We start from the raw sequence: 25,569 nt of genomic DNA, 5'->3' as shown, positions 1-25,569 counted from the left end.
CGCCTTCCCCTGCCTCTGGCCCGAATGGAATGCTGCAGCCTGTGGTGGGCAGCCTGACGGGGACCGCTGACAACCCCGCGGGAAGCATCCCGGTCATCAACCAGGTAGTCCCGGACGGTGTCGTCTCGAACGCCGTTTCGCCAGTGAGCGCAGCCGTGGACGATGCGGCCAGCGGTCTTGCGGAGACCGTCATTCCGTCCGCCAGCGAAACAGTTCCGGCTTTGCAACCAGTCCTGGACCCCGTCGCAGAAGTCATTTCGGGTGGGGACGTGGCACTACCCGCACCCGTGGTCGGTGTCGTAACGGGGCTGGTCGGCGAGCCCGCATTGCCCAGACCGATCCTTGACGATCCTGGCGCAGGGGGCGACGCGACAGCGGCTTTGCCGGACACTGCTGACTTTGTTTCTTCCGTTGTGTTTTCAACCGGCACTGCGCCCCTGGGCACGGGGTTTGCTGCCCTGTGGATGCCATCCATGTCGTTGGGAGACACCTCCGGCGAAGCGGCCATTTCCGGCGTGGCCGCTCCATATGGCGGAGGCAATGGGCCTCCCGGATCTAAGGCTGTTCCATCCGTACCAGGATCTGGATCAGGCAGCGGCCATTCATCCGGCGGGCCTTCCGGCGGTGCTGCCTGCCTGCCTGCTCTTTCCCTCAATCTTCCGAAGCCGGGAAGCACTCCGGCCAGCGGACCCCTTCAGCATGCTCCTGCTCCAATGTCGTTCGACCCCGGTTCATCTCCTGACTAGTTGGGTGCTTGCTGCCTTTTTCGGGCAGAAACGGCCATCAGGGCAGCCATGGGCTCCCCTAAACCAACTCTTCAGGAGAACTTCCTATGCATACACATCTTCGTAGAGGGCTGCTAAGCACCCTCTTTGCCGGCGGGCTACTTGCCCTCGGCGCCACCGCTGCCAATGCAGCGGACACCACCAGCGCAGCGGACGAGTCCGTCACCGCTTCGGTCTCAGCGGCCGTAGCCGCAAACACGACGTCGTTGGGCCTGCTGGGTGACTCAACGCCGTCAACCTCCTCCGGGCTGAATGCCACTGTAGACGTCGCATTGGGCACGGCAGCTCCTGCCACCACCGGTTCGACGGCCCTTGTGGCTGACGTTGCAGCGGATGTAAACCTGGGTCTCGGCACAGCAACCGGCATCGTTGACAGCACCACAGTCGCCGCTGATGCTGCCGTGAACCTCGGCACCGGAACCGCAACCGGCGTTGGTGACAACACCACCATCGCCGCAGACGCCGCCGTGAACCTGGGCCTCGGCACAGCAACCGGCGTCGTTGACGGCGTTGGTGACAACACCACCATCGCCGCAGACGCCGCCGTGAACCTGGGCCTCGGCACAGCAACCGGCATCGTTGACAACACCACCATCGCCGCAGACGCCGCCGTGAACCTGGGTGTGGTCGCCAGTACCGGAGACACCGGCATCGGCAGCGATCTCGCTCTGGATCTCTGCCTGCGTCTTGGCCTCGGCTCCGCTGCGGGTTGTGGCGGAACTGATCCCGGCACCGACGGTCCCGGCACGGAAGGTCCGGGTACGGATGGTCCCGGTACCGATGACGGAACAACCGGCGGTGCCGGCACTCCAACCACCCCCGGCCGCAACACCGGCACCACCCCTGATGGCAACTCCGGCACCCGTGGAAGCAGCACGGGAACTGTTCCCGCTGGGTCGGGTTCGGGACTGTTGGTGAACACTGCGGGTCTCGTGAAGGCTCCTGCGGTCTCCACGGCAGGGTCGGGTTCGGGACCGGTGGTGAACACTGCGGGTCTCGTGAAGGCTCCTGCAGTCTCCGCTGCTGGTTCCGGTACGGCTGCAGCAAGCCAGCAGACCCTTGCCAAGACCGGAGTTGATGCATCGCTGCTTCCGGTGGCACTGCTTCTCCTGTTCGCCGGCCTGTTGATGATCCTTCGGCGTAGGGCCTGACGGGGCTGGTCACTTACATCTATTAAGGGAATCGACGGCAGGAAAGGAGGCGCCTGGAAGACATAACCACACCTACGTCCTTGTTGCGTCGGCGGTTCGACCGTGAAGGGTCCCGGATTTTTCACGGTCGGACCATCGGCCTGTCTGCTTTGGGTCACAGAACGGTGTTGAGGTCCCCTCGGCAATGGGCGGAAAGCCGTCACGGTATTATTCTTGAAGTACGGCGCGACATTGTGCCCAGTAGGAGATGGGGACGACGGTGGTGGATTCGCCAAGCGACACCAAAAGCGAGGTTGTCGGCGGACGCTACAGACTGGGTGAGGTGATCGGGCGCGGCGGAATGGCCTCCGTCTACAACGCCCGGGACGAGAATCTGGGCCGTGATGTGGCCCTCAAACTGTTCGCCCCGCAGGCCCCGGACGCCGAAGAGCTCAAGCGTCAGGAAGCTGAGATAACGCTGCTGGCCACCCTCAACCACCCTGGTCTGGTCACCTTGTTCGACGCCGGCATTGATAACCGGATTCCAGACGAGCCAAGGCCCTTCCTCACCATGGAGCTCATCGAGGGCGAGGACCTCCGGACAAGGATCAGACGCGGCCCGGTGTCTTTGGACGAACTTGCCGTTATCGGAGCAGGAATTGCCGATGCGCTTGCCTACGTCCATGGCCTTGGCATCATCCACCGCGATATTAAGCCTGGAAACATCCTCCTGGTTCCAGGTCGGCCGGGCGAGCCGGACCGGCCAAAGCTCACGGATTTCGGCATTGCCCGTATCGTCGATGGCACACGTTTGACTGCCACCGGGACCATGGTGGGTACCGCTGCATACCTCAGCCCGGAACAAGCCAAAGGCGCCGAAATGGGCGCGGCCAGCGATATTTACTCCTTTGGCCTGGTGCTTCTGGAATCCATCAAAGGCGCCGTCGAATATCCCGGCAGCGCTGTGGAGTCCGCTGTAGCGCGGCTACAACGCGCACCGGAAATCCCGCCGGATCTTCCCAACGAATGGGCTGATCTGCTGAGGGCCATGACGGCCCTCGATCCCTTGGGGCGGCCTACTGCCGCCGACATCGAAGTAGCTTTACGTCAGGCCCTCCTCTCCACCGAATCCGTTCCGGGACCGCTGGTTGAAGAACATACACGCATGCTGCCCGCCATTCCGTCCCGCGCGCCGCTGTCCTTGCAGGCGGATTCCCACGACTATGTCTCGAATGCCTCCCCGTCCGTCACCCCTGCAGCGACAACCGAGGACCGTGAGGCCGGTAAGTCCAGGATCCGGCAATTGGGGAAGCGCGGGCGGATTGGCCTGGTACTGCTCATCCTGGCGGTTATCGCGGCAGTATCCGCCGTCGTGATTTCCCTCTCCGCCCCGAAAGCCAGCGACGTCGTCGTCCCCTACCCGACCGTCACCGGAACCTTGGGCGAACACCTCGAGCAGTTGCAGAAGAGCGTGGAACCTTGAGCCGTAATGCACTCCGGCGCGTTTGCGCAGCCGTCATAGGTGGTTTGCTGGTGCTCTCGCTGGCTGCCTGCGGACCCGCAGAGCCTGAGTTGGGATTCGACGCCTCCAAGCGGCTCCAGTCCCGGGTCCTCACGGTGACCGACCTGGCAGCAGCGAACGATCCCGCTGGGGCTCTCGTCGCCTTGGCGGAGTTGGAAGAGCAGCTCGAGGTTGCCGGCGCCAACGGTGAGGTGTCCTTCAAACGGCATCAAAGCATTATGACCGCTATTGAGGCTGTACGGACTGATCTTCTTAGCGCCCAGGCTGCGGCTCAAGCCAAGGCCGCCGCAGATGCGGCTGCTGCGGCATCTGCCACCCCCACGCCGGCCGCTCCACCGGAGGAGAAAGTCGAAGAGCCTAAGAAGGACGACGGCGGAAATGATGGCAAGGGGGACGACGAGGGAAAGGGCAAGGACAAGGACGGGTAGCCTTCTTCTTGGCCATGGTCAGCACTATTTGCTCAGCTAGCTTACTATTTTTTCTCATTCCGGCTACGTTGGTTAAGCAGGCCCCGTAAGCCTGCGGAATCAGAACCGCGGACCCCAGGTCCGCCAGCTGAAGGAGTGAACTACGCATGGCAACAGTTCAGGAATCCATCAACGTCAACGTCCCGCTCAGCCAGGCCTACAATCAATGGACGCAGTTTGAGGACTTCCCGCATTTCATGAGCGGCGTCGATTCTGTCACACAGATTGACGACACCACTGTCCATTTCAAGACCAGCATTGCCGGCGTCAAGCGGGAATACGATGCCGCAATCACGCTCCAGGAACCAGACAACCGCGTCACCTGGGAGAGCCTGGACCAGCCAAGGAACGCCGGAACCGTCTGGTTCGAGGCGCTTGGCCCAACAGAAACGCAGGTAACCGTTGAGCTTGTCTGGGAACCTGATTCAGCCGCCGAGAACATCGGCGCAGCCATCGGACTGGATTCCCGCCAGGTAGCTGCGGACCTCAAGCGTTTCAAGAAGTTCATCGAGGAACGGGAAGTGGAAACCGGTGCATGGCGTGAAACTGTGAGCGGGGGCGAGGTTAGCGGCTCTGATGCCGGCCTGACCTCTGCTTCGGGTACCTCGGGAACCACCGTGCCCATGGAGGAAGAGATGGGCTACGGCGCCGTCCCTACGGAGCGACCCGTGAACACTGATCCGGATATGGCTCCGGACGCTCCCTACGGCCGGCCAACCGAGCGCTAAAAGGCACTACGACAACAAAACGCCTCGCTGCTCCCAAGGAGCAGCGAGGCGTTTTTCGTTATCAACCCGGCCGGGCTACTTCAGCGCGGCGAGGACTTCGTTGAACTTGGCAGAAGGACGCATGACGGCGGCTACCTTCTCAACATCGGGGCGGTAGTAGCCGCCGATGTCCACGGGTGAACCCTGGACAGCGAGCAGCTCGCCTACGATGGCGTCCTCGTTGGACGTCAGCGCCTCGGCGATCGAGATGAAGGACTCGGCGAGCTCGGCGTCGTCGGTCTGCTTCGCCAGTTCACGGGCCCAAAACTGAGCCAGGAAGAAGTGGCTGCCACGGTTGTCGATTTCCCCTACGCGGCGGCTCGGGGACTTGTTTTCCAGCAGGAAAGTACCGGTGGCGCGGTCCAGGGTGTCGGCCAACACCTGGGCACGGGCATTGCCTGTGCTTGTGGCAAGGTGCTCGAAGCTGACGGCAAGGGCGAGGAACTCTCCAAGGCTGTCCCACCGCAGGTGGTTTTCTTTCAGGAGCTGCTGGACGTGCTTGGGGGCAGACCCGCCGGCTCCGGTTTCAAAGAGGCCTCCGCCGTTGATGAGCGGAACGATGGACAGCATTTTGGCGCTCGTACCGAGTTCGAGAATCGGGAACAGGTCCGTGAGGTAGTCGCGGAGGACGTTTCCGGTGACGGAGATGGTGTCCTCGCCCTTGCGGATGCGCTCCAGGGTGAAGGCGGTGGCTTTCTCCGGAGACATGATTTCGATCTGCAGGCCCTCAGTGTCGAAGTCCTGCAGATACTCCCGGACCTTTGCGATCAGGTTTGCATCGTGGGCGCGGGTTTCGTCCAACCAGAAAACTGCGGGCGTCTGTGAGGCACGGGCCCGGGTGACGGCGAGCTTGACCCAGTCGCGGATGGGCACGTCCTTGGTCTGGCAGGCGCGCCAGATATCGCCGGGGAATACCTGGTGTTCGATCAGGACGTTGCCTTCGCCGTCCACGAGCTGCATGGTGCCGGCGGCCTGGACTTCGAAGGTCTTGTCGTGGCTGCCGTATTCCTCGGCGGCCTGGGCCATGAGGCCTACGTTGGGAACGGTACCCATGGTGGTGGGATCGAAGGCACCGTGTGCGCGGCAGTCGTCCAGGACAACCTGGTAGATGCCTGCGTAGGAGCTGTCAGGCAGGACCGCCAGCGTGTCCGCTTCCTTGCCGTCCGGTCCCCACATGTGGCCGGAGGAGCGGATCATGGCAGGCATGGAGGCGTCCACGATGATGTCGCTGGGAACGTGGAGGCTGGTGATGCCCTTGTCGGAATCAACCATGGCCAGCGCGGGGCCTTCTTCCAGGCCCTTCCTGATGGCAGCCTGAACGCCTTCACGGACGTCCTCGGGGAGGTTTTCGAGCCCGTTCAGGATAGCCGCGAGGCCGTTGTTGGGGTTGATGCCTGCGGCGGTCAGTTGCTTGCCGTATGTCTCGAACAGTTCCGAGAAGTAGGCCTTCACTACGTGGCCGAAGATGATGGGGTCGGAGACCTTCATCATGGTGGCCTTCAGGTGAGCGGAGAAGAGCACGCCCTCTTCCCTGGCGCGGGCAACCTGGGCAGCCAGGAACTCGTCCAGGGCAGCCGCACGCATGACCGTACCGTCAATGACCTCGCCGGCAAGGACGGGGAAGGCCTTCTTGAGTACCTTGACAGTGCCGTCTTCACGGACCTGCTGGATCTGGAGCGTGCCGTTGGCAGGGATAACCACAGACTTCTCGTTGGAGCGGAAATCATCGGCTTCCATGTGAGCAACGTTGGTTTTCGAGTCGGGGCTCCAGGCACCCATGGAGTGAGGGTTTTGGCGCGCGTAGTTTTTCACCGAGAGCGGAGCCCGGCGGTCCGAGTTGCCTTCGCGCAGGACCGGGTTCACTGCCGAACCCTTGATCTTGTCGTAGCGGGACCGGATGTCCGTCTCTTCGTCCGAGGCGGGGTTGTCCGGGTAATCCGGGAGCTGATAGCCCTTGCCCTGCAGTTCCGCGATGGCGGCCTTCAGCTGCGGCAATGACGCACTGATGTTGGGGAGTTTGATGATGTTTGCTTCGGGGGTCTTTGCCAGCGCGCCGAGTTCGGCGAGATCGTCATTGATGCGCTGCTCGTCAGCGAGGAAGTCCCCGAACGCGGCGATGATACGACCAGAGAGCGAGATGTCCCGGGTCTCCACTTCCACACCGGCAGTCGAAGCAAACGCTTCAATCACAGGCAAGAACGAATAGGTGGCCAGCATGGGCGCTTCGTCAGTGTGGGTATAGATAATCTTGGCCATTCAGGTGTCTCCCTGGTGTATGCGTATAGCTGGAGTCGTGTGTTATTTCAACAGGTCTAACTTACCCGAGGACGCGAGGTTGGCGCCCACGCCTGTGTCCAAAAGCACTTGCGTTACCGTCACGCGGCCGCCTGAACCCGGCAACGCCTGGCTTAGAAAGCAATTCGGCGCAGCAGGTCCCTGAGCTGGGCACGTTCAGTCGGGCTGAGATTACCCATGGCCTGGTCTTCTGCCTGCTGCGTGGCCGCGGCCGCCTGGGCAAGCAGCCGCCGACCCTTGGCTGTGCCTTTGATGACCTTGGAGCGGCGATCCTGAGGGTCAGTTTCCCGCTTGACCAGCCCCCGTTGTTCCAGCCCGTCCACCAGGGCCACGATCTGGCTCGGATCCAGCAGCAGGAATTCAGCGAGTTCGCGTTGTGACGGCGCAGCGCCGCTGCAAGCCAGCGACAGCACCGCATACGACCTGATCTTCAGGTCCAGTGGCGCCAGCAGCGCGTTGGCCTTTGCACTCCCCAGCGCCCGTGCACGCGCCGTCAGGAATTCGATCTCGGTTACGAGGGGGCTTCCCAACAGCCGCTCGAGGCCTTCGGGCGGCGGGATCTCTGTGGTGGAGGGCTGGGTCATTGCTCAATCCTATAGTTGATAGCTGCCACGATCACGCAGTTAGCAGAAAAATAGAACTATTGACATTTTCAACTATTCGGGCTGACATAGATACGTCCACTGTGGTGCAGCTCACTCGGGCATCAAGCCAGTCATGGAACTCAAGGAAGAGTCAAAGAAAATGAAAAGGCACCTCGCTAAACTGCTCGCCGCCAGCGCCTTCGCCGCCCTGGCCCTTACGGGCTGCGGTTCCGGCTCGCTTTCCACCCCGGCCGGCACGGCAGGCACGGCCCCCAGTGCAGCGGCCGCCGCAGGCGGGGACCTCAAGAAGGTCACCGTCGGTGTCCTGTCCATCGCACCCTCCGTCGCCGTCCAGTACGGCATTGACGAAGGCATCTTCGCTGACCACGGCCTCGCCGTCGAACTCCAGACCGGGCAGGGGGGAGCAGCTATGCTGCCGGCGGTCTCCACCGGAACCATGAACTTCTCGGTCGGAAATCCTCTCTCCGTGATGCTCGCCGTGAACAAGGGCCTCGACATGAAGATCGTTACCGGCTTCAGCAATTCCAAGGCTGAAGGCGAGGACGTCAACGGCGTTATCGCCGTGAAGGCTTCCGGAATTGCGTCCTTTGCAGACCTGGAGGGCAAGACTGTCGCCGTTAACACGTTGAAGACTCAAGGTGACCTGACCATCATGGAAAGCGCAGCAAAGGCAGGTGCCGATCCTGCCAAGATCAAGTTTGTCGAGATGCCGTTCCCGGACATGCAGGCCCAGCTCGAGCGCGGCTCGGTGGACGCAGCCTGGCTGCCTCAGCCGTTCCTGGGAAAGGCACTCGCGGATACCAAGAACGCGCTGGTCGGCTATCCCAACCAGACGGCCCTTCCCGGGCTGCCCACCATGGTCAGCTTCACCAGCGGCAACTTTGCCCAGCAGAATGCCGATATCGTGAAGTCCTTCAAGGAAGCCATGGAAGAGACGCTGGCCAAGGCTGAACAGAATCCGGACCAGGTCCGTGCGCTCCTTCCGAAGTTCATGAACATGGACGCGGCCGTCGCCCAGAAGCTGAAGATGGAAGAGTTCGACGGCGAAGTTCCCGCCGCTGTGCTGTCGGACCTCGGTTCCCTGATGGTGAAGTACAACTACGTGGACAAGGAACCCGACGTCGCCACGATGACCGTCAAATGACTGCTCAAGTGACGGCTCAAGGGACTCCTCAGTCACGGCGCACGGTGCCGGTCCAGCAGTTCCTTGGCCTCGCGGGCATCCTGGGGTTCCTGCTGACGTGGGAGCTGATCCCGCGGGCGGGAATCATTGAACCGAGGTTCCTGCCGCCGGCAAGTGAGGTGATGGCGGAGCTTTTCCGGGCCTTTGGGTTGACCGCCTTTTGGCTGAGCGTTGGGGAAACGATGATTGCCTGGTTCGTCGGCTTGCTGATGGCAGTTGCTGCAGCCCTTGTTCTTGGCTTTCTGATCGGTTCATCCGCTTTCCTGGCGAGAGCGACCAGCTCCAGCGTCGAATTCCTGCGTCCCATCCCGTCGGTGGCGCTGATCCCCCTGGCGGTGCTGATGTTCGGCGTGAAAATCGAGTCGTCGCTCATGCTGATCGTCTATGCGTCCTTCTGGCAGGTCTTCATCCAGGTCCTCTACGGAGTGGCCGATATCGACCTGGTGGCCAACAACACAGCCAAGTCCTATGGGCTGGGGCGAATGGCGAGGATCCGCTATGTGGTGTTTCCCACCGCCCTGCCTTACCTCATGACCGGCGTCCGCCTCGCTGCCTCCGTCGCGCTGATCCTGGCGATCACGGCGGAGCTCGTCATCGGATCCCCGGGACTGGGCCGGGAAATAGCCTTGGCCCAGTCCGGCGGCGCAATTTCCGGCATGTACGCCCTGGTGCTCGCAACAGGGCTGATCGGCGTCATCATCAACATGCTCATGCGGTTCATCGAAAAGAAGACGTTGTCCTGGCACTCATCAGTCCGTTCGGAGGTGGTGCTATGACCTGGCTGAAGTCACTGGCTTATCTGGTGGGGCTGCCGCTCCTGCTGATACTTATCTGGTGGGCCGCCACCCTGGGACGGCCCAACTTTTTCTTCCCCGCGCCTGGAATCCTCATGGACACGTTCGGTGAGGTCTGGTTCGGGGAACGCATCCTCTCCGATGTCCTCCCGAGTTTGGGACGGCTGCTCGCCGGGGTTGCAGCAGCGATCGGGATCGGGATAGCGGCAGGACTGCTGATCGGATCGGTCAAGTGGCTCCGTGCATTGCTGGAACCCACTCTGGAATTCTTCCGTGCCGTCCCCCCACCCGTGCTCGTTCCAGTGCTGATGCTGCTGATGGGCATCACGGACTCGATGAAGGTTGTGGTCATCATCTCCGGCTGCATCTGGCCCGTGCTCCTGAACACCATTGAAGGAGTCCGCGCGGTTGACGGTGTTCTATCGGATTCTGCACGGACGTACGGTGTTGCCGGCTGGGCACGGGTGAGGTATCTCGTGCTTCCTTCGGCAAGTCCCCAGATCATGGCAGGCATCCGCCAGTGCCTGTCCATCGGGCTGATCCTGATGGTCATCTCTGAAATGTTCGCCTCGTCCTCGGGGCTGGGCTTCACGATTGTCCAGTTCCAGCGTTCCTTCGCCATCCCTGAAATGTGGTCCGGCATCATCGTCCTGGGCCTGATCGGCGTGGCCATGTCATTCATCTTCCAGTGGACTGAAAGGCGTGTTCTGCGCTGGTACCACGGTCAGAAAGAGGTAGAAAATGCTGGTTAATGAGAAACCTGCTGTGAAGGACCAGCCGATGCTGTCCGTCCGGGATCTGAAAAAGGTCTACAAGACCGACGGCGGCGACGTCGAGGCCGTCCGGAATCTCACCTTCGACCTCCGGCCCGGCGAGCTGGCCTGCCTGGTAGGCCCTTCCGGCTCCGGCAAAACCACGCTCCTCAAATGCATTTCCGGACTTATGGCCCCCACCGAAGGCGAAGTCCTCCTAAACGGCACCCGAGTGGTTGGCCCGCCGAAGAAAATGGCGGTGGTATTCCAGGAATACGGCCGCTCGCTTTTCCCTTGGATGCGAGTCCGCCAGAACGTCGAGTTGCCGCTGAAAAACCACGGTGTCCCCAAAGCTGAACGTGACCATCTTGTAGACGAAGCTCTCGAGGCCGTCGGCCTGGCCCACGTCCCCCACTCCTACCCTTGGCAACTTTCCGGGGGCATGCAGCAACGTGTGGCGATCGCCCGCGCCGTCGCGTACCAACCTGAAGTGCTCCTCATGGACGAACCCTTCGCCGCCGTCGACGCGCAAACCCGGGCAGACCTCGAAGACCTCATCCGCACCGTCTGGAAGAAACTCCGGGTGACCGTCCTCTTCGTCACCCACGACATTGACGAGTCCGTCTACCTCGGCGAGCGCGTCATCATCCTTTCCAGCTCCCCCACCGTCGTCCAGGAAGACATCATCATCGATCTCCCAGAAGACCGCGACCAGCTGAACACACGTGCGCTGCCCCGGTTCACCGAACTGCGCCACCACGTCTACGAACAAATCCAACTCGCCAAGAAAGGCCACCGCCCCGCTGCCGCGGTCGTTTCCTGACCTCGAAACCGAACCTCCTGAACCGAAGACCCTGCAAAGACGCAGGAATGGAAGGAACCACATGTTTGTATTGAAGTCCTTGGGTATTGCGACCTCCTTGGCGATGGCTGCGGCTCCGGCGGGGGCAGCTTTCGAACAGCTCCCCGCCGCGACTCTCCACGGAGGCACTGGTGCAGGAGGCACAGTTACAGGAGGGACCCTGCCGAGCGGCGCCCAATGGGCCGCAGAGGTACCCGCCGACTGGAACGGTGCTGTGGTGCTGTACAGCCACGGCTTCCGGCCGGGCCCAGCCAATCCTGCCTGGGACGGCGGGTTCGAGCCGACGGCCGATGCTCTTATGGACCGTGGATATGCCGTTGCATCCTCGTCTTATGCAACCGCGGGCTGGGCCCTGGAAACCGCCGTCGAGGATCAACTGGGAACGTTGGAGGCCTTCTCGGAGGAGGTGGCGACACCAACGAGAACCATAGCCTTCGGAACCTCAATGGGCGGTCTGGTGAGCAGTCTCATTGCAGAGGCGCCGGATTCCGGCGTCGACGGCGTGGTCAGCACCTGCGGGCTTCTGGGCGGTGGGGTGAACCTGAACAACTACCAACTCGACGGATTGCATGCCCTGGCCCAACTGTTGCTTCCCGGTCAGGAGGTCCAGCTGACCGGCTTCCGCACCGGCGCGGAGTCGGGAGTCACCATCAACAAGCTCAACGCAGCAGTTCAGCAGGCGCAGCAGACGCCGGAAGGACGGGCGCGGATAGCGCTCAGCGCCGCTTTTATGAACACTCCCACCTGGTTCACCGGCACTGCCGCCCCAGGCAGCAAGGACTACCAGGCCCAGCAGGCTGCGCAATATAACTGGCTGCTGGGAACCATTCCGTTCGTCGTCGGGGCACGGGCTTCCATTGTCAACGCGGCCAACGGCGACAGCGGCTGGAACGCAGGAGTGGATTATGGCAGGCTGTTCCAGCATTCCGCGATGAAGGCACAGGTTGATTCCCTGTACCGCGAAGCTGCGCTGGACCTTTCGGCAGATCTTTCCCTCCTGACTCAAAGCGCCGACATTGAACCCGACGCCGGGGCGTTGGAATGGATGCAACGCACGTCCATTCCGCAGGGCGATCTGCAGGTTCCCGTACTCACCATGCACACCCTGGCCGACATTCTGGCTCCTGTGGAGTACATGGAGGAGTACGCCGAGACGGTGCGCGGCGCCCAGGCCGGCCCGCTGCTCCGGCAGACCTATGTGGAGCGGACCGGGCACTGTTCCTTCACCATCGCGGAAACGGTGGCGGCTGTAGAGACAATGAATGAACGCCTCGACGACGGGCACTGGGGCAATCTCGCGAAGGCCGCCGTCATTGATCAACGCGGTGAATCCCTGGGCCTCGGCGAGGCGGACTTCATTCAATACCGCCCGGACGAGTTCATCAACGACCGCAGTTAACGCCACCGCCGCTGACTCCACCGCGCAAATACTAGGCGGGCGGATGCCACAAGTCCCGTATTTTTCATTTACAAAAGTGTCATATCTGGATAAGTTCAACCTCACCACTCGGGAGCGGCCCTCAATTGGGGGCCGCTCTTCCAAACGGATTAGGAACATCATGAAAACATCCAGGTCTCTCGCCACGAGCCTGCTCGGCCTTTCGGCTGCAGCGCTCCTTGTTATGTCGGCCGGAGGCCTGGCCACGGCTGCCCCTGCCGCTGTGGACAAAGGCGGTTCGAGCGGCGTAACAAGCAAGGCTGTTACTGCTTCAGGTGCCGCCGAATACTGGACCGCGGAGCGGATGCGCAATGCCATCCCTGGCGACGTTCTGGCTAACAAGGCCCTGGCCCGGGGCAACAAGTCCAGCGCGGACACTGTGGAGAGGGGCTCGAGCACCAAAATTTCCAGCCAGGCAGCGCCGAGCAAACCCAGCCTGCATACCTATGAAGCCCCCGTATCCCACATCGGGAAGGTCTTCTTCACTCTGCCCAGCGGGAACTATGTCTGCTCGGGCAACTCCGTGGCGTCCGCGAACGAAAGCACTGTATCCACCGCAGGCCATTGCCTCAACGAAGGCCCCGGAGCCTTCGCCACCAACTTCGTCTTCGTTCCTGCCTATCTGGACGGAGCGGCACCGTACGGCAAGTTCGCTGCCACCTCCCTGCATGCACCCACCCAGTGGTACTCTGCAGGCGACATGCAGTACGACACCGGGTTCGCCGTCGTCGCGCCTGTTAACGGCAAGACCCTGACGGATACCGTTGGAGCCTCTGGTGTCGAGTTCAACGCTCCCCGCGGACTGAGCTACACCTCGTACGGCTACCCCGCCGCCAAACCCTTCGACGGCACATCGCTTGTGAGCTGCACCGGAACCGCCAGCGACGATCCTTTCAACCCGCAGTTCAACTCCCAGGGCATTTCCTGTGACATGACCGGCGGGTCCTCAGGCGGCCCGTGGTTCATCGGCTCAGGGTCCGGCGGGGTCCAAAACTCCGTCAACAGCTACGGCTACGGCAAGAAGTACCCCATCATGTACGGCCCGTACTGGGGATCAGTCATCCAGCAGGCGTACTCGGATGCCTCATCAGCCAACTGACGCAAGCGACTCCGGCGGTCCCCCGGTAACGTCCCATCACGTCGAGGAAACTCCTGAGGAGATCCTCGAGTATTGGACTCCCGAACGGATGGCTAAAGCCGGGCCGGCAGGGCGGACGCTTGAGGCGCCCGGTCCGCGAGGCGGCGCTGATGAGGATCAGTTTCCGGATGAGGCGGACACGGAACGCGACTGACGTCAAACAACTGAAAATACGACGACGGCGACCGTCCCCGCGGAGGGGCAGTCGCCGTCGTTCTGTTCCCCGGGGGGTGCCCGGTGCTGTCTTAGTGGAAGAAGTGGCGGGCGCCGGTGAAGTACATCGTGATGCCGGCGGCGTTGGCTGCGGCAATGACCTCGTCGTCCCGGACGGAGCCGCCGGGCTGGACCACGGCGCGGACGCCGGCGTCGATCAGGATCTGCAGGCCGTCAGCGAAAGGGAAAAAAGCGTCCGAAGCAGCGACGGCCCCGCGGGCACGTTCCGGTGCTCCGGTGGCGTCAGCATTTGAGGCGCCGCCGGCACCGTCAACCTCGGACTCCACCGAAACACCCAGTGTGTTGGCCCGCTCGACGGCCAGGCGGCAGGAATCGAGCCGGTTGACCTGACCCATGCCGATGCCGACGGCGGCACCGTCGGAGGCGATCAGGATGGCGTTGGACTTGGCTGCACGGCAAGCGGTCCAGGCGAAGGCGAGGTCGGCCAGGGTCTTCCCGTCGGCGGCCTCACCGGCGGCGAGGGTCCAGTTGGCGGGGTTGTCGCCGTCGGCGTCCACCTTGTCGGTGACCTGGACGAGGACGCCGCCGGAAACCTGGCGGATTTCGCTCGGGTAGCGGCCGTAACCCTCCGGCAGCGCCAGCAGGCGGATGTTCTTCTTTTTGGCGAGGATTTCCACGGCTTCCGGCTCGAAGCCCGGAGCGATGACAACTTCGGTAAAGATGCCTGCGACGGTCTTGGCCATGCCTGCAGTTACGGTACGGTTGGCGGCGATTACGCCACCGAATGCGGACACTGGATCGCAGGCGTGGGCCTTGGCATGGGCGTCGGCGAGCGGGTCAGCCGAATCGGCGGAACCGACGGCGACACCGCACGGGTTGGCGTGCTTGATGATGGCGACGGCAGGCTCGGCGAAATCGTAGGCGGCGCGGAGAGCGGCATCGGCGTCCACGAAGTTGTTGTAACTCATGGCCTTGCCGTGCAGCTGGTCCGCCTGGGCGATGCCGGCGGGGGCAGCCTTGTCCACGTAGAGTGCGGCCTGCTGGTGCGGGTTTTCGCCGTACCGCAGCACCTCGGAGCGTTCAAGGGAAAGGCCGGCGTAGGCGGGCCAGTCGATCACGCCGTCGCCGTCTTCATCCAGGAACTGGCTGGCGGTCCAGGTGGCCACCGCATTGTCGTAGGAGGCGGTGTGCGCGAAGGCCTTGGCGGCCAGGCGGCGCCGGGTCTTCAGGTCGAAACCGCCGTCGGCTGCGGCGGCAACGACGTCCCCGTAGAACTTGGGGTCAACCACAATAGCGACGGCGGCGTGATTCTTCGCGGCCGAACGCACCATGGCGGGGCCACCGATGTCGATCTGCTCCACGACGTCGTCCGGTGCTGCGCCGGACTTCACGGTCTCCACGAAGGGGTAGAGGTTCACGACGACGAGGTCGAAGGTTTCTATCTCCATGCCGGCAAGGGTTTCCATGTGGGCCGGAACCCGGCGGTCGGCGAGAATGCCGCCGTGCACGCGGGGGTGCAGGGTCTTGACGCGGCCGTCCAGCATTTCCGGCGAACCGGTGACTTCTTCGACTTCCTTCACCGGGATGCCTGCGGCGGCGATCTTCTTGGCGGTGGAGCCGGTGGAGACGAGGGTGACGCCTGCTGCGTGCAGGCCCTGTGCGAGCTCCTCCAGGCCGGTTTTGTCGTAGACCGAGATGAGGGCTCGGCGGATGGGAACACGGTCAAGCTGCGTGAAGCTCACAAAAGTCTCCGTCGTATGTGGGTGGGATGAAGCCAGTTTATCGTGTTGCGGGACCTGCGCCGCGTGCCCGCCGGAGTGTGAACAAACGCACTCCCAGCCGTTCCGGGGGATGGCTCATGGCGGCCTGAACCGCAACGTAAAGTTCTCCTTGGAGGAGGCCGAGAGATGAATACTTACACCACTGTGCCCAGCGGCGAACAGGTGGTCCAGGAACTGCCGTGGCGTTGGAAAGTGCAGGGCCGGATCTTCCTGATCGGCGGCCTGGGCTTTATGTTCGATGCCTGGGATGTGACCCTCAACGGAGTCCTCATTCCGCTCCTCTCAACGCACTGGGCGCTGGCTCCCGGTGAAGCCGCATGGATCGGCACCGCCAACCTCATCGGCATGGCCCTCGGTGCTTTCGCCTGGGGCACCATCGCCGACACGATCGGCCGCAAGAAGGCCTTCACCGCGACCCTCCTGATCTTCTCGCTCTTCACCGTCCTGGGCGCCTTCTCCCCGGATTTCGTGTGGTTCTGCGTCTTCCGGTTTATGGCCGGCTTCGGGCTGGGGGGCTGCATACCAGTGGACTACGCGCTGGTGGGTGAGTTCACACCCCGGAAGCAGCGCGGCAAGGTCCTCACCGCCATGGACGGCTGGTGGCCTATCGGTGCGGCGCTATGTGGATTTGTCTCCGCAGGCCTGATCGCTGTCTTCGCGGACTGGCGACTCACCATGCTCGTCATGGTGCTGCCGGCGCTCCTCGTGTTCTGGGTCCGCCGCAGCGTCCCCGAATCCCCGCTGTTCCTGATCCGCAAAGGCAGGCGCGAGGAAGCCGCAAAGGTCATCGACGACCTCGTGCTCGCAACCGGCGCGGAGCAGCGCGCCTACAGCCTTCCGGATGCCCAGGCAGCTCCACGGCTTTCCGCCGGCAGCGCCTGGCAGCAGCTGCGCCTCGTCTGGCAGTTCAACTGGAAAATCACGACGGCGGCCTGGGCTTTGTTCTTCAGCATCCTGCTGGTGTACTACCTGTCGTTGACCTGGATGCCCCGGATCCTGATCGGCGCCGGCTTCGAGGAGTACAAGGCGTTCCTGACGACGGCGGGAATGGCCGCCGTCGGGCTTCTCGGTGTAGTGGTGGCGGCAGCGCTCGTCGAGCACGCGGGCCGCAAATGGATCCTCGCCATCACCGGGCCGTTATCGGCTCTGATCCTGGTGATTGTGGCGTTTGTGGTGGACATTCCCTCGGCTGCGGTGTTCTGGCTGCTGGCCTTCGGTTTTGTGGTGCAGGTGGCCATCCCAGTCCTGTACACCTACGTGTCCGAGCTGTACCCCACGGAGCTGCGCGGGAGCGGCTTCGGCTGGGCGTCCACGTTCTCACGAGTGGGGGCAGGCCTGGGCCCGCTGATCTTCGCGAGCTACTTCTGGCCGGAGCTGGGGCTGGCTTCGTCGTTCGCCCTGGCAGGCGGGCCCGTGGTGCTGGCCGTGCTGTGGATGGTGTTCTTCTCCCCTGAGACGAAACAGCGCCGGCTGGAATAGGCGCCCGTTCTTCCCCGGTCCCACCCTTTCCGACCTGAGCGAGGCGCACCGGCGGACCTGGCTCCGGCTGCACTCCGGGATATCGAACAGCTGCGCGTGCATCTTGGCATCGACAAGTGGCTGGTGCTGGGCGGTTCATGGGGTGCGACTCTCGGCCTGGCTTATGCCGAAACCCATCCGGACCACGTGTCTGAAATGGTGCTTTTCAGTGTCACCAACACTTCGCGGCGTGAGGTGGACTGGGTTACGCGGGATATGGGCCGCGTCTTTCCAGCCGAGTGGTCCCTGTTCCGCGACGGCGTTCCGGCCGAAGACCGCGACGGAAGCCTCGTCGAGGCCTATAGCAGGCTCCTGGAGGATCCGGACCCTCTGGTACGCGAACAGGCGGCCAAGGACTGGTGCCGCTGGGAGGACACGCATGTCGCAACCCACCCGAATTACCGGCCGGACGCGCGGTATAAAGATCCCCATTTCCGGATGGTGTTCGCCCGGTTGGTCACTCATTACTGGCGCCACGCTGCCTGGCTTGAGGATGGCGCCCTGATCCGTGAGGCGGGGAAACTGGCCGGCATCCGGGGTGCACTGGTGCACGGCCGCTTGGACATCAGCGGCCCGGCAGATATCGCCTGGCACGTCGCCCAGGCATGGCCGGACGCCGAACTCCACTTGATCGATGAGGCCGGTCACGGTACCGGTCATCCAGGCATGGTCGAAACGGTGCTGGAAGTCCTGGATCGCTTCGCCCGCCCGGGCTCGGCCTTGTGAGTGAAAGCCCGGTTGTTTAGCTGCGGGGCGCCAGTTGGCCGGTCTTGTGCTCGGCTGCCAGCACGGCCAGAGTGGACACCAGCAGCCGTCGCTCCACCAGCTTGATGCGCTCGTGGAGGCTCTCTTCGGTATCGCCGTCCTCGATGGCCACGGCCTCCTGGGCGATAATGGGGCCTGTGTCCACCCCCGCGTCAGCCCAGTGAACAGTGCAGCCCGTAACCTTCACGCCGTAGGCCATGGCATCGCGCACCCCATGGGCTCCCGGAAAAGCGGGCAGCAGGGCGGGATGGGTGTTGAGGTATTTGCCCTCGAACGCCTCGATGAATCCCGGGCTCACAATGCGCATGAAACCCGAGGACACCACAACGTCCGGGTTGTAAGCGGCGACGGCGTGAGTCAGCGCCGCATTCCATTCAGCACGGTCGGAGTAAGCCTTGAAATCGACCACAAAGGTATCGATCCCAGCTGCGGCTGAGCGTTCCACGCCGTAGGTGCCGGGACGGTCCGCACCCACAGCGGCAATCTCGACATCCAGCTCGCCTGCCGTGACGGCGTCGATGACGGCCTGGAGATTGGAGCCGGTGCCGGAAACGAGGACTACGATACGCATGGCTCTAGCTTAGGGGCCGCTCGCGTAGGCTTGAAAACATGAACCCCACACAGGATCCCGGCATGCAGCGCGCCGGGCAGCCGCTCAGCGAGGCCGCGCAGGCTTCGCTCGCCAAGACGCACACCCTCTTCCGCCTTTTTATCGTGGTGGTCCTGGGGTCCCTCTTCGTGATCCAGCTGGATATCGCCTACGTCTGGCTGTCGGCCATTCTTACAGCAGCCAGCCTCGCGCTGGGGATCATCGTATTGATCCGCGCCATCACGCGGAAGGAATCCAAGCTGGTGCTGTTCGGGGTCATCACCGGGCTGCTGGTTTCCGGCGTCATGGTCATGGTGCTCCTTATGGTGGGCGCGTTCTTCAACCAGTTCAGCGACTTCCAGCAGTGCCAGCGTGAAGCCCTGACCCAGCGGGCCACCTCTGAATGCCGCACGGAACTGGAGAACAAGCTGCCCGGGATGTCCTGACCGCCTCGAGTTGCGGTAAGCGGATGACGCGGAGGGGAAAGGCGCTAAACAGCGCTTTGCAGATCTTCTTCCGGGACGTTCTGCTGCCGTTCCAGCCAGGGTCCCGCCGCGTAACCGATCACGACGCCGGTGCCCACTTCCGCTGCCAGCCAGACTGCCGTCCACATTGGGTCAGGGCCGATGTCGGTGAGACGGCCCATTCCGGCGGAACCGCGAGCCAGCCAGGCCAATGCACCTGCCAGGACTCCAGCCACCGCGCCGATCATGACCCCCAGGGCGAGCGTGGAAACGGTCGCAGTGAACCAACGGGCCCGGATCTTAATGGCCAGCCATTCATCGAAGTGGTTCTCCCCTGCCCGCAAGAACCACCATCCACCAAGGATCCCTGCCAGTACAGGCACCACAAGTGCCACAAACCCATACTCGAGGTAGCCCGCAGGCAGGGCAGCGAAAACGGGGATGGACGGCAAGGGACCCACGGCGGTGGCCAGCGGCCCTGCCTGGGATCCTACTCCGAGGGCAAAGCCCGAGCCGGACGTCCAGGCGAGCGCATAAACGGCGAGGTTGGGCAGGTATCCCAGTTGCGCAATGGTGAGCACGGCACCGCCGATCGCCCCGGCGTCGAGCCCTTCATACACGGCGATGATCAGGTCCCAATGGATCAGCAGATTCGCAGCGAGCAGCGCCGAGGACAGCGCGAAGGCGGCAATAACTGCCACTGTGGCGGCCTTGACCACTGATGCCACATAGGTTCCTGCCCAGCGGGAATGCTGGCTGGTCCGCGAGATCCAGGCCACAGCGTCGACGCCGATCAGCCGGCTCCAGGACCCGGCTTCCCGGCGCGCGCCAACCACCATGCCCAGTGCGAAAGGGACAAGCGGTATCAGGGCAGCGAACCAGAGGTTGATCCCGACGTCTGCAGTACGGCACACGAAACCGGTAGCGGCTCCGAACGCTCCGTATATCAACCAGGAGCCCAGCAGAGCCTGCCACAGCTGGTCGGTGTAGGAGGCCCTGGCGAGGCGGCGTCCTGCGCGCCAGGCGAGCAGGAACGGGATGAGGGTCAGCCCCAAGGGAATCAAGGAGAGCGTGCCGCCGTCGGCCTGGTTTGCCACAGACCCTTCAACGGTTGTGAGGTGCAGCGGCACCCCGTGAATCAATAGCCATGCCTGTCCTGCCAAGCGGGCCAGGACCTCGAAACCGGAGTTTTGGAAGCCGGACGTGACCCAAACAGCCACGATGGGTGCAATCACCACCAGCGCTGAAATGATGGCTGCCTGCGCCGATTCGAGCGCTCCCTGCAGCCACAAGGGCATGGGAAGGCCACGTTCTCCAGTCTGATCAGCGCGCAGTTTCATCGTGTTCCATCGTGCCATGCAGGGGGCACTTCCCCCGGTTTCGACAGGCACCGCAGGCAACTACCAGAGTTCGTAATTGTCCACGCTGATCAGGAATCCATGGCCGGTCCGCAGGTGGGCGCACGTGACGGCGCCGGGTGTCCGCTCACACACCATACTGCCCACTCGGACGGCCTCACCGTCCTGCAGCCACGGCCCGGGGAACTCCGGTCCGGCCATGTTCTCCGCCTCCATCGGTGAGATCCCGTCGCCACAGAGCCCGTACCGTGCACCGGCGTCGACCGTCACCACGGCGTAGCCCCCGTGGTACTGGCTGTCCCCCTCGCAGTACCCCCGGACATCGACGGGCCTGGGCACCACGTCGCTCAGCAGGTGGCACGCGGCGGCGTCGGCGCTGATGGAGCACTGCATGTCCTTGTTGCCCGATTGCACCACCACCGGCATGTCCTTCTGCCAGGGCTGGACGTTCACCTTTTGCAGGAGCTGCTCGGCACGGTTGAGCGCCGGAGCCGCCGTGCTTCCGGCTGGACTCCCATCAGCAACCCGGAGGGCACCCAGCTCGGGCGCCCGGCTCTCCGGAACCGCAACGCTGCACCCGGCAGTAAGCAGCAGCACGGCTGCTGTGAGGATGGTCTTTGCGAGGCTGTTGAGAGGGCTCATAGTATTCCCATACCAGCAGAGGAGACCGGATCTGTCGCTGGGCAGAGGTACCCATCGGGCGATGCAAACGAGGCGCCACACAGCGCTTTTTGCGTCTACCCGCCGTAAAATGAAGTGTCCGCAAGACAGTGGTTGGAGGCAGAAAATGACTACCGCATCCCCACATGCTCACGGCATACATTTTGGACGAACAGACGTCCAGAACGTGGGCATGGGTGTTGGTATCCTCTTGATCGTGGTCGGCATCCTGGGCTTTATCCCGGGTATCACCACGCAGTACGACGAACTAAGGTTCTTTGGACCCGATTCGCAAGCGATGTTCCTTAACCTGTTCCAGGTTTCCATGCTGCTCAATATCGTGCATCTGGTTGTCGGTGGTATTGGTTTGGGAATGTGCCGCAGCGGTATGGGCGCCCGGAACTTCCTGATGGGATTTGGTGCGTTGTACATTGTTCTCAGCATTTACGGGCTTAGTGTCGGAGTGGATTCGGCGGCCAATTTCCTGTCGCTGAATACCCCTGACAACTGGACCTTCATGGTGTTGGGTCTTTTGATGATTGGCGCCGGCTGGATTCTCTCCCGGCATCTGGCCGAGGACCGCAGGTAACCCGGATATTCGTAAGCCGGGAATAAGGAGCCGCGAATGAGGAAAGATTCATAGCAATCTGAAATGTTCGTAACTACCGGTCGGTGCAGTTGTTCTGCGAATCCCGCAGGCAACTGCACCGACTTTTGTGTGTCCATGGATAGACTTCCGAATGAGTCACCATGAGGGTTATGCAGGGTAGTAAGTCCGACGTCGTGTGAATTTGGCAGTTGTCGAATACAGATCGAATCCAAGGAGCAAGCCATGATTCCAGAGATCAACTTTTGGGCCGTACTGTTGGCCACGCTTTCCAGCATGGTTGTTGGCTCGGTCTGGTACACGCCCAAGGTCTTCGGCAATTACTGGATGAAGACGGCCAACGTCAAACCCAGCGGGAACTCAAGGGACGCCATCCGGCCCATCGCGATCACACTCGTGGTCAGCTTCGTAACGGCCTGGGTTCTGGCCGGTTCGGTGGCCATTGCCCAGGATTTTTACGGCGGCAGTTTCCTCGCCAACTCCCTGATCACCGGCGCTATTCTGTGGGCGGGTTTCACCGCTGCCCGCTTCATCACCCACGATGCCTTCGATAACCGGCCGGCCGGACTGACTGTGCTGAATTGCGCCCACGAACTTGTAACCATCCTGGTTATGGCCCTCATCATCGGACTCTTTGGCATCAGCGGCGCCTGACTGTTCTCCCTCCTGCGTGGTTGGCCCATCGTGTCCCCCTGCCCGTAACCGCGGCTCAGCCGTAAGCTCGTGCCATGGCCAGATTCTTTGATGTTCATCCTGAGGACCCCCAGCCGCGCGCCATCAACCAGGTAGTGGACTTGCTCCGGGACGGCGGGCTCATCGCTTACCCCACGGACTCCTGCTACGCCCTCGGTGCACAGCTGGGCAATAAAGAGGCGCTGGACCGGATCCGCACCATCCGCCAGCTGGACAGCAAGCATCACTTCACCCTGGTGTGCAGCGACTTCGCACAGCTGGGCCAGTTCGTGAACATCGGCAACGACGTCTTCCGCCAGATCAAAGCCGTGACGCCGGGCAGCTTCACCTTCATTCTTCCCGCCACCCGGGAGGTTCCCCGCCGTCTCCTGCATCCGAAAAAGAAGACGGTAGGCGTCCGGATCCCGAATCACAGGTTTGTCCACGCTCTCCTGGCCGAGCTGGGGGAACCTTTACTGACCAGCACGCTGCTGCTGCCGGACCAGGCGGAGCCGCTCACCCAGGGCTGGGAAATCAAGGAACGCCTGGACAACGAAGTTGATGCGGTCATAGATTCCGGTGACTGCGGAACGGAGCCTACGACGGTGGTGGACTTTTCGGGAGGAACCGCGGAAGTTGTGCGGCGCGGAGCAGGCGATCCCTCCCGGTTCGAGTAGGGCGCCCCGGTCTCGCTGAGGAACAGCGGCCAATCAGCGGCAGAGTTGGATCAGAGGCAGCGGAGAGTTAAGCCATGACAGCCGTTATCCTGGCCTGGAATCCGGATCGTTGGCACGACTGGGACTATGAGGCCGTCAGGAAGCAGGTGACCGAAACGGGCCAGTTCCTGCGCAGCTGGAGTGTGGGCGGGAACCAGGACATCCCCTTCGGTGCAGACGCTTGGCTTCTTCTGCAGGGCCGCCCGGGCCGGGGGCTCATCGGTCACGGCAGAATACTCTCAGAACCGTACGCGGTTGAAGGCGAGGCGTCCCTCAGCGTTGATGTCGCCTTCGATGCCTTCCTGCCTTTCGGTGAGCAGATTGCCCCGGAGATACTCCTGGATGCGGCCCCGGGTGTGGCCTGGGAGGGCGTTTCTGGTTCCGGACTCACCATCGAGCCGTCCGAGGAGCTGAAAGTCCGTCTGCTGTGGAGCGAGTTGGGCCCGCCGCCGATCGCCGACCCCACCCTTCCTGCGCCTGGGACATACCCGGGAGAGGCTGTCAGCAGGGTCGAGGTGAACCGCTATGAGAGGCATCCGGAAGCCCGGCGTGCGTGCCTGGCCCATCACGGCACCGCCTGCGCCGCCTGCGGTTTCTCTTTCGAAATCACGTATGGCGAGATCGGGAAGGACTTCATCCACGTCCACCACATCGTTCCGATCCCACGGCTCGGGGCGGACTACGAACTGGATCCGGTGACAGATCTGGTTCCCCTCTGCGCCAATTGCCATGCGATGGCCCATCACGGTGTGAGCATCCCGCGCACGGTGGCCGAGCTGCGAAGGATCATCTCTGGCGCCGGTTTCCTGGCGGGCCAGACCCTGACCCCTGAGGAGCTGGAGGCGCAGAACGAGGCGCGCCGGATCCTCGGCCCGCCTTAGCCGTACCCGCCTTAGCTGTAGCCATCAGTGAGCGCAGCAGGAGTCGCCGCGCAAGGCTTCACGGCCTTCCTTGATCGCAACACCCGCGATGACCAAGGCAGCGATGGGGTCAGCCCAGGTCCAGCCCAGAGTGCTGTTCAGGACCAGTCCGGCGAGCAGGACCGCCGAAAGGTAGGTGCACAGCAGTGTTTGCTTGGAATCGGCCACGGCAGATCTGGATCCCAGTTCCCGGCCCGCACGGCGCTGGGCCCAGGAAAGCAGGGGCATAACAGCCAGGCTCACGGCTGCCAAGGCGATGCCAACCGGCGAATGCTGCGGTTCGGCGAAGCCCAGCAGGCTGCGGGATGAATCGATGGTCACGATGGCGGCGAGCGCGAAGAACGAGAAGGCAACGAGCCTCAGAGCCGTCTTCTCCCTGGCCTCCGGGTCCGGCGCGGCGAACTGCCAGGCAACAGCGGCCGCGGAAAGAACTTCGACGACGGAATCAAGACCGAAGGCCACAAGGGCTGCTGAAGAAGCCAGCGTTCCCGCACTGATGGCGACCACTGCTTCGATGATGTTGTAGGTGATTGTTGCCGCGACAAAAATCCTGATCCTGCGGGACAGGACGGCCCGGCGCTCCACGGTGGGTGCCGGCGGGTGCAGTGCCCCGGCGCTCATCAGCAGCAGTCCTTCAAGTCGCCGCCGCAGCTGCACTCCGGCGCCACGGCAACAACGCCGAGAAGGTCGGTGAGGGCGTGGCCCAGTTTGGGGTCCGCCAGTTCATACTTCGCCTTGCGGCCCTCGGGGACGGAAACCACCAGACCGCATCCGCGCAGGCAGGTCAGGTGGTTCGACATGCTTTGGCGGCTGACACCGATCAGCTCGGCAAGGTCACTCGGATAGGCAGGAGCCTCCCGCAACGCCAGCAGGATCTTGGCCCGTGTTGGGTCAGACAAGGCATACCCGAATCTGGCCAGCACAGCCGAGTGCGTCAGTGTTTCCATGACAGTCAAACGTACAGGGCTGGCTGGATTCACGCAAAGCTGTACAGTACATGTCGCTTCACCTGTCCCCAGCGATGTGGAATAGTGCCATCAATAATGGGGGGTAAAAAATGACGAGCCTCAAATTGAAGCGGCGGACACATCAATTGCTGGGTTCGTGCCTTTTGCCCCTTGCCTTGGCAGCCTGCGGAATCGGGCCCGGCCAAACAGGCATCACCACCGGAACGTCTGACCGCTGGTTCGTGAGCCTGTTCGACGCGAAGGGCATAGGGCCGCTAGGCCAGTGTTTGGAAGATCCCACTATCGAAGAATCAATTGAAAGCGCGAATCTGCCATCCACGCACTTGAGCATCAAGTTCAAGGAAGAAGCGACACAATATGACGCTGAGCGTATCGCGGACTGCCTTCGACAGAGCTCCGGTAGCGGAAACATATCCATCACCAGGCCAGGAAGCTGAGGCCCGCATGCCCGAAATGCGTAACTTCTGAGCGTGGCTGCCCACGCCGGCCCCTGGATTGCGGGGGAACTCTTTCCGGGCACAGCCCTAAAAGTCACACATTCCGGTCGGCAGCAGATCCTGTTAACCCAATCTTCCCCTCGCCGACACGCTCCCTCCCCCGCAGGGTAAGCCGCCGCCAGCACGGTTGAGGGGTGAGGAT

27 protein-coding genes are annotated in these 25,569 nt (G+C 62.7%); 19 read left to right on the top strand and 8 right to left on the bottom strand.

Features of this window, described 5'->3' with window-relative positions; all coding sequences use genetic code 11:
- The first annotated feature begins 29 nt into the window (after nucleotides 1-29).
- From RIN13_RS04505 to RIN13_RS04485, 5 genes are all read left to right on the top strand, one after another.
- Nucleotides 30-746 carry a hypothetical protein gene (locus RIN13_RS04505; protein WP_309106142.1) on the top strand — a complete coding sequence of 239 codons (717 nt, stop codon included), beginning with the start codon at nucleotides 30-32 and terminating at the stop codon, nucleotides 744-746.
- Nucleotides 747-832: 86 nt separating this feature from the next.
- The gene (locus RIN13_RS04500; protein ID WP_309106141.1) at nucleotides 833-1,936 is read left to right on the top strand and encodes a hypothetical protein; all 1,104 of its coding nucleotides are present in this window, start codon (nucleotides 833-835) and stop codon (nucleotides 1,934-1,936) included.
- A 247-nt stretch (nucleotides 1,937-2,183) separates the two neighbouring features.
- Nucleotides 2,184-3,398, top strand: coding sequence for a serine/threonine-protein kinase (locus RIN13_RS04495; protein WP_375164708.1), 1,215 nt, complete (start codon nucleotides 2,184-2,186; stop codon nucleotides 3,396-3,398).
- Nucleotides 3,395-3,865, top strand: a complete 471-nt coding sequence (locus RIN13_RS04490) for a mucin-associated surface protein (protein ID WP_309106140.1) — start codon at nucleotides 3,395-3,397, stop codon at nucleotides 3,863-3,865. Before RIN13_RS04495 ends, RIN13_RS04490 begins: the two co-directional genes overlap by 4 nt.
- 146 nt (nucleotides 3,866-4,011) lie before the next feature.
- Nucleotides 4,012-4,632: an SRPBCC family protein gene (locus RIN13_RS04485; RefSeq protein ID WP_309106139.1), complete on the top strand. Its 621-nt coding sequence runs from the start codon at nucleotides 4,012-4,014 to the stop codon at nucleotides 4,630-4,632.
- 75 nt (nucleotides 4,633-4,707) lie between these two features.
- Here the strand turns inward: RIN13_RS04485 and RIN13_RS04480 are convergent, their stop codons facing one another.
- Nucleotides 4,708-6,927 (bottom strand): NADP-dependent isocitrate dehydrogenase, encoded by a 2,220-nt coding sequence (locus RIN13_RS04480; protein ID WP_309106138.1) that lies wholly within the window; start codon nucleotides 6,925-6,927, stop codon nucleotides 4,708-4,710.
- A 152-nt stretch (nucleotides 6,928-7,079) separates the two neighbouring features.
- On the bottom strand, nucleotides 7,080-7,550 hold the full coding sequence (locus tag RIN13_RS04475) for a MarR family winged helix-turn-helix transcriptional regulator (protein WP_309106137.1): 471 nt from the start codon (nucleotides 7,548-7,550) through the stop codon (nucleotides 7,080-7,082).
- Nucleotides 7,551-7,710: 160 nt separating this feature from the next.
- Between RIN13_RS04475 and RIN13_RS04470 the strand changes: the two genes are divergently transcribed.
- The 7 genes from RIN13_RS04470 (at nucleotide 7,711) to RIN13_RS04440 (ending at nucleotide 13,892) form a co-directional block, all read left to right on the top strand.
- A complete protein-coding gene (locus RIN13_RS04470; protein WP_309106136.1) occupies nucleotides 7,711-8,715 on the top strand; it encodes an ABC transporter substrate-binding protein in 1,005 nt (334 codons plus the stop codon).
- Nucleotides 8,712-9,530, top strand: a complete 819-nt coding sequence (locus RIN13_RS04465; protein ID WP_309106135.1) for an ABC transporter permease — start codon at nucleotides 8,712-8,714, stop codon at nucleotides 9,528-9,530. Before RIN13_RS04470 ends, RIN13_RS04465 begins: the two co-directional genes overlap by 4 nt.
- A complete protein-coding gene (locus RIN13_RS04460; protein WP_309106134.1) occupies nucleotides 9,527-10,300 on the top strand; it encodes an ABC transporter permease subunit in 774 nt (257 codons plus the stop codon). The genes RIN13_RS04465 and RIN13_RS04460 overlap by 4 nt, the downstream gene beginning before the upstream one ends.
- Nucleotides 10,290-11,123: an ABC transporter ATP-binding protein gene (locus RIN13_RS04455; RefSeq protein WP_309106133.1), complete on the top strand. Its 834-nt coding sequence runs from the start codon at nucleotides 10,290-10,292 to the stop codon at nucleotides 11,121-11,123. The genes RIN13_RS04460 and RIN13_RS04455 overlap by 11 nt, the downstream gene beginning before the upstream one ends.
- Before the next feature lie 61 nt (nucleotides 11,124-11,184).
- Nucleotides 11,185-12,561, top strand: coding sequence for an alpha/beta hydrolase (locus tag RIN13_RS04450; protein ID WP_309106132.1), 1,377 nt, complete (start codon nucleotides 11,185-11,187; stop codon nucleotides 12,559-12,561).
- Between the two features lie 160 nt (nucleotides 12,562-12,721).
- Nucleotides 12,722-13,699 (top strand): hypothetical protein, encoded by a 978-nt coding sequence (locus RIN13_RS04445; protein ID WP_309106131.1) that lies wholly within the window; start codon nucleotides 12,722-12,724, stop codon nucleotides 13,697-13,699.
- Nucleotides 13,680-13,892 (top strand): hypothetical protein, encoded by a 213-nt coding sequence (locus RIN13_RS04440; protein WP_309106130.1) that lies wholly within the window; start codon nucleotides 13,680-13,682, stop codon nucleotides 13,890-13,892. The genes RIN13_RS04445 and RIN13_RS04440 overlap by 20 nt, the downstream gene beginning before the upstream one ends.
- Before the next feature lie 91 nt (nucleotides 13,893-13,983).
- Here RIN13_RS04440 and purH read toward each other — a convergent pair whose 3' ends face one another.
- Nucleotides 13,984-15,654, bottom strand: coding sequence for a bifunctional phosphoribosylaminoimidazolecarboxamide formyltransferase/IMP cyclohydrolase (purH, locus tag RIN13_RS04435; protein ID WP_309106129.1), 1,671 nt, complete (start codon nucleotides 15,652-15,654; stop codon nucleotides 13,984-13,986).
- 165 nt (nucleotides 15,655-15,819) lie between these two features.
- Here purH and RIN13_RS04430 point away from each other — a divergent pair, with 165 nt between their 5' ends.
- Entirely contained in the window at nucleotides 15,820-17,172 is a 1,353-nt protein-coding gene (locus RIN13_RS04430; RefSeq protein WP_309106128.1) for an MFS transporter, read from the top strand.
- Nucleotides 17,173-17,229: 57 nt separating this feature from the next.
- Nucleotides 17,230-17,937 carry an alpha/beta fold hydrolase gene (locus RIN13_RS04425; RefSeq protein ID WP_309106216.1) on the top strand — a complete coding sequence of 236 codons (708 nt, stop codon included), beginning with the start codon at nucleotides 17,230-17,232 and terminating at the stop codon, nucleotides 17,935-17,937.
- Nucleotides 17,938-17,953: 16 nt separating this feature from the next.
- Here the strand turns inward: RIN13_RS04425 and purN are convergent, their stop codons facing one another.
- Nucleotides 17,954-18,547, bottom strand: coding sequence for a phosphoribosylglycinamide formyltransferase (purN, locus tag RIN13_RS04420; protein WP_309106127.1), 594 nt, complete (start codon nucleotides 18,545-18,547; stop codon nucleotides 17,954-17,956).
- 38 nt (nucleotides 18,548-18,585) lie between these two features.
- Between purN and RIN13_RS04415 the strand changes: the two genes are divergently transcribed.
- Nucleotides 18,586-19,011, top strand: a complete 426-nt coding sequence (locus RIN13_RS04415; RefSeq protein ID WP_309106126.1) for a hypothetical protein — start codon at nucleotides 18,586-18,588, stop codon at nucleotides 19,009-19,011.
- A 44-nt stretch (nucleotides 19,012-19,055) separates the two neighbouring features.
- Here the strand turns inward: RIN13_RS04415 and RIN13_RS04410 are convergent, their stop codons facing one another.
- Both RIN13_RS04410 and RIN13_RS04405 read right to left on the bottom strand, forming a co-directional pair.
- Nucleotides 19,056-20,369 (bottom strand): DUF6350 family protein, encoded by a 1,314-nt coding sequence (locus tag RIN13_RS04410; protein WP_309106125.1) that lies wholly within the window; start codon nucleotides 20,367-20,369, stop codon nucleotides 19,056-19,058.
- 60 nt (nucleotides 20,370-20,429) lie between these two features.
- Entirely contained in the window at nucleotides 20,430-21,029 is a 600-nt protein-coding gene (locus RIN13_RS04405) for a hypothetical protein (RefSeq protein WP_309106124.1), read from the bottom strand.
- Nucleotides 21,030-21,174: 145 nt separating this feature from the next.
- On the opposite strand from RIN13_RS04405, the gene RIN13_RS04400 reads away from it, so the two are divergent.
- The 4 genes from RIN13_RS04400 to RIN13_RS04385 all read left to right on the top strand — a co-directional run bounded on the left by RIN13_RS04400 (nucleotide 21,175) and on the right by RIN13_RS04385 (nucleotide 23,923).
- Nucleotides 21,175-21,636 carry a DUF4383 domain-containing protein gene (locus RIN13_RS04400; protein ID WP_309106123.1) on the top strand — a complete coding sequence of 154 codons (462 nt, stop codon included), beginning with the start codon at nucleotides 21,175-21,177 and terminating at the stop codon, nucleotides 21,634-21,636.
- A gap of 243 nt (nucleotides 21,637-21,879) precedes the next feature.
- Nucleotides 21,880-22,308, top strand: coding sequence for a DUF1761 domain-containing protein (locus tag RIN13_RS04395; protein WP_309106122.1), 429 nt, complete (start codon nucleotides 21,880-21,882; stop codon nucleotides 22,306-22,308).
- Between the two features lie 74 nt (nucleotides 22,309-22,382).
- Nucleotides 22,383-23,003, top strand: a complete 621-nt coding sequence (locus RIN13_RS04390; RefSeq protein ID WP_309106121.1) for an L-threonylcarbamoyladenylate synthase — start codon at nucleotides 22,383-22,385, stop codon at nucleotides 23,001-23,003.
- Between the two features lie 74 nt (nucleotides 23,004-23,077).
- Nucleotides 23,078-23,923, top strand: a complete 846-nt coding sequence (locus tag RIN13_RS04385; protein WP_309106120.1) for an HNH endonuclease — start codon at nucleotides 23,078-23,080, stop codon at nucleotides 23,921-23,923.
- Nucleotides 23,924-23,947: 24 nt separating this feature from the next.
- On the opposite strand, the gene RIN13_RS04380 is transcribed toward RIN13_RS04385, so the two are convergent.
- The gene (locus tag RIN13_RS04380) at nucleotides 23,948-24,583 is read right to left on the bottom strand and encodes a cation transporter (protein ID WP_309106119.1); all 636 of its coding nucleotides are present in this window, start codon (nucleotides 24,581-24,583) and stop codon (nucleotides 23,948-23,950) included.
- Nucleotides 24,583-24,909, bottom strand: a complete 327-nt coding sequence (locus RIN13_RS04375) for a metalloregulator ArsR/SmtB family transcription factor (RefSeq protein ID WP_309106118.1) — start codon at nucleotides 24,907-24,909, stop codon at nucleotides 24,583-24,585. Before RIN13_RS04375 ends, RIN13_RS04380 begins: the two co-directional genes overlap by 1 nt.
- Nucleotides 24,910-25,569: the final 660 nt, after the last annotated feature.

It is taken from the genome of Arthrobacter sp., from assembly GCF_031179985.1.
Classification (GTDB): Bacteria; Actinomycetota; Actinomycetes; order Actinomycetales; family Micrococcaceae; genus Arthrobacter.
This window is presented reverse-complemented; position numbering and strand designations above follow the sequence as displayed.

Bases quoted from the DNA above. Each gene is read 5' to 3' on its own strand.
- RIN13_RS04480 (WP_309106138.1), bottom strand. From the start codon at position 6,927: ATGGCCAAGATTATCTATACCCACACTGACGAAGCGCCCATGCTGGCC.
- RIN13_RS04495 (WP_375164708.1), top strand. From the start codon at position 2,184: ATGGGGACGACGGTGGTGGATTCGCCAAGCGACACCAAAAGCGAGGTT.
- RIN13_RS04380 (WP_309106119.1), bottom strand. From the start codon at position 24,583: ATGAGCGCCGGGGCACTGCACCCGCCGGCACCCACCGTGGAGCGCCGG.
- RIN13_RS04395 (WP_309106122.1), top strand. From the start codon at position 21,880: ATGATTCCAGAGATCAACTTTTGGGCCGTACTGTTGGCCACGCTTTCC.
- RIN13_RS04475 (WP_309106137.1), bottom strand. From the start codon at position 7,550: ATGACCCAGCCCTCCACCACAGAGATCCCGCCGCCCGAAGGCCTCGAG.
- RIN13_RS04465 (WP_309106135.1), top strand. From the start codon at position 8,712: ATGACTGCTCAAGTGACGGCTCAAGGGACTCCTCAGTCACGGCGCACG.
- RIN13_RS04385 (WP_309106120.1), top strand. From the start codon at position 23,078: ATGACAGCCGTTATCCTGGCCTGGAATCCGGATCGTTGGCACGACTGG.
- RIN13_RS04375 (WP_309106118.1), bottom strand. From the start codon at position 24,909: ATGGAAACACTGACGCACTCGGCTGTGCTGGCCAGATTCGGGTATGCC.
- RIN13_RS04505 (WP_309106142.1), top strand. From the start codon at position 30: ATGCTGCAGCCTGTGGTGGGCAGCCTGACGGGGACCGCTGACAACCCC.
- RIN13_RS04410 (WP_309106125.1), bottom strand. From the start codon at position 20,369: ATGAAACTGCGCGCTGATCAGACTGGAGAACGTGGCCTTCCCATGCCC.
- RIN13_RS04430 (WP_309106128.1), top strand. From the start codon at position 15,820: ATGAATACTTACACCACTGTGCCCAGCGGCGAACAGGTGGTCCAGGAA.
- RIN13_RS04415 (WP_309106126.1), top strand. From the start codon at position 18,586: ATGAACCCCACACAGGATCCCGGCATGCAGCGCGCCGGGCAGCCGCTC.
- RIN13_RS04455 (WP_309106133.1), top strand. From the start codon at position 10,290: ATGCTGGTTAATGAGAAACCTGCTGTGAAGGACCAGCCGATGCTGTCC.
- RIN13_RS04405 (WP_309106124.1), bottom strand. From the start codon at position 21,029: ATGAGCCCTCTCAACAGCCTCGCAAAGACCATCCTCACAGCAGCCGTG.
- purN (WP_309106127.1), bottom strand. From the start codon at position 18,547: ATGCGTATCGTAGTCCTCGTTTCCGGCACCGGCTCCAATCTCCAGGCC.
- RIN13_RS04450 (WP_309106132.1), top strand. From the start codon at position 11,185: ATGTTTGTATTGAAGTCCTTGGGTATTGCGACCTCCTTGGCGATGGCT.
- RIN13_RS04500 (WP_309106141.1), top strand. From the start codon at position 833: ATGCATACACATCTTCGTAGAGGGCTGCTAAGCACCCTCTTTGCCGGC.
- RIN13_RS04400 (WP_309106123.1), top strand. From the start codon at position 21,175: ATGACTACCGCATCCCCACATGCTCACGGCATACATTTTGGACGAACA.
- RIN13_RS04390 (WP_309106121.1), top strand. From the start codon at position 22,383: ATGGCCAGATTCTTTGATGTTCATCCTGAGGACCCCCAGCCGCGCGCC.
- RIN13_RS04460 (WP_309106134.1), top strand. From the start codon at position 9,527: ATGACCTGGCTGAAGTCACTGGCTTATCTGGTGGGGCTGCCGCTCCTG.
- RIN13_RS04440 (WP_309106130.1), top strand. From the start codon at position 13,680: ATGCCTCATCAGCCAACTGACGCAAGCGACTCCGGCGGTCCCCCGGTA.
- RIN13_RS04470 (WP_309106136.1), top strand. From the start codon at position 7,711: ATGAAAAGGCACCTCGCTAAACTGCTCGCCGCCAGCGCCTTCGCCGCC.
- RIN13_RS04485 (WP_309106139.1), top strand. From the start codon at position 4,012: ATGGCAACAGTTCAGGAATCCATCAACGTCAACGTCCCGCTCAGCCAG.
- RIN13_RS04445 (WP_309106131.1), top strand. From the start codon at position 12,722: ATGAAAACATCCAGGTCTCTCGCCACGAGCCTGCTCGGCCTTTCGGCT.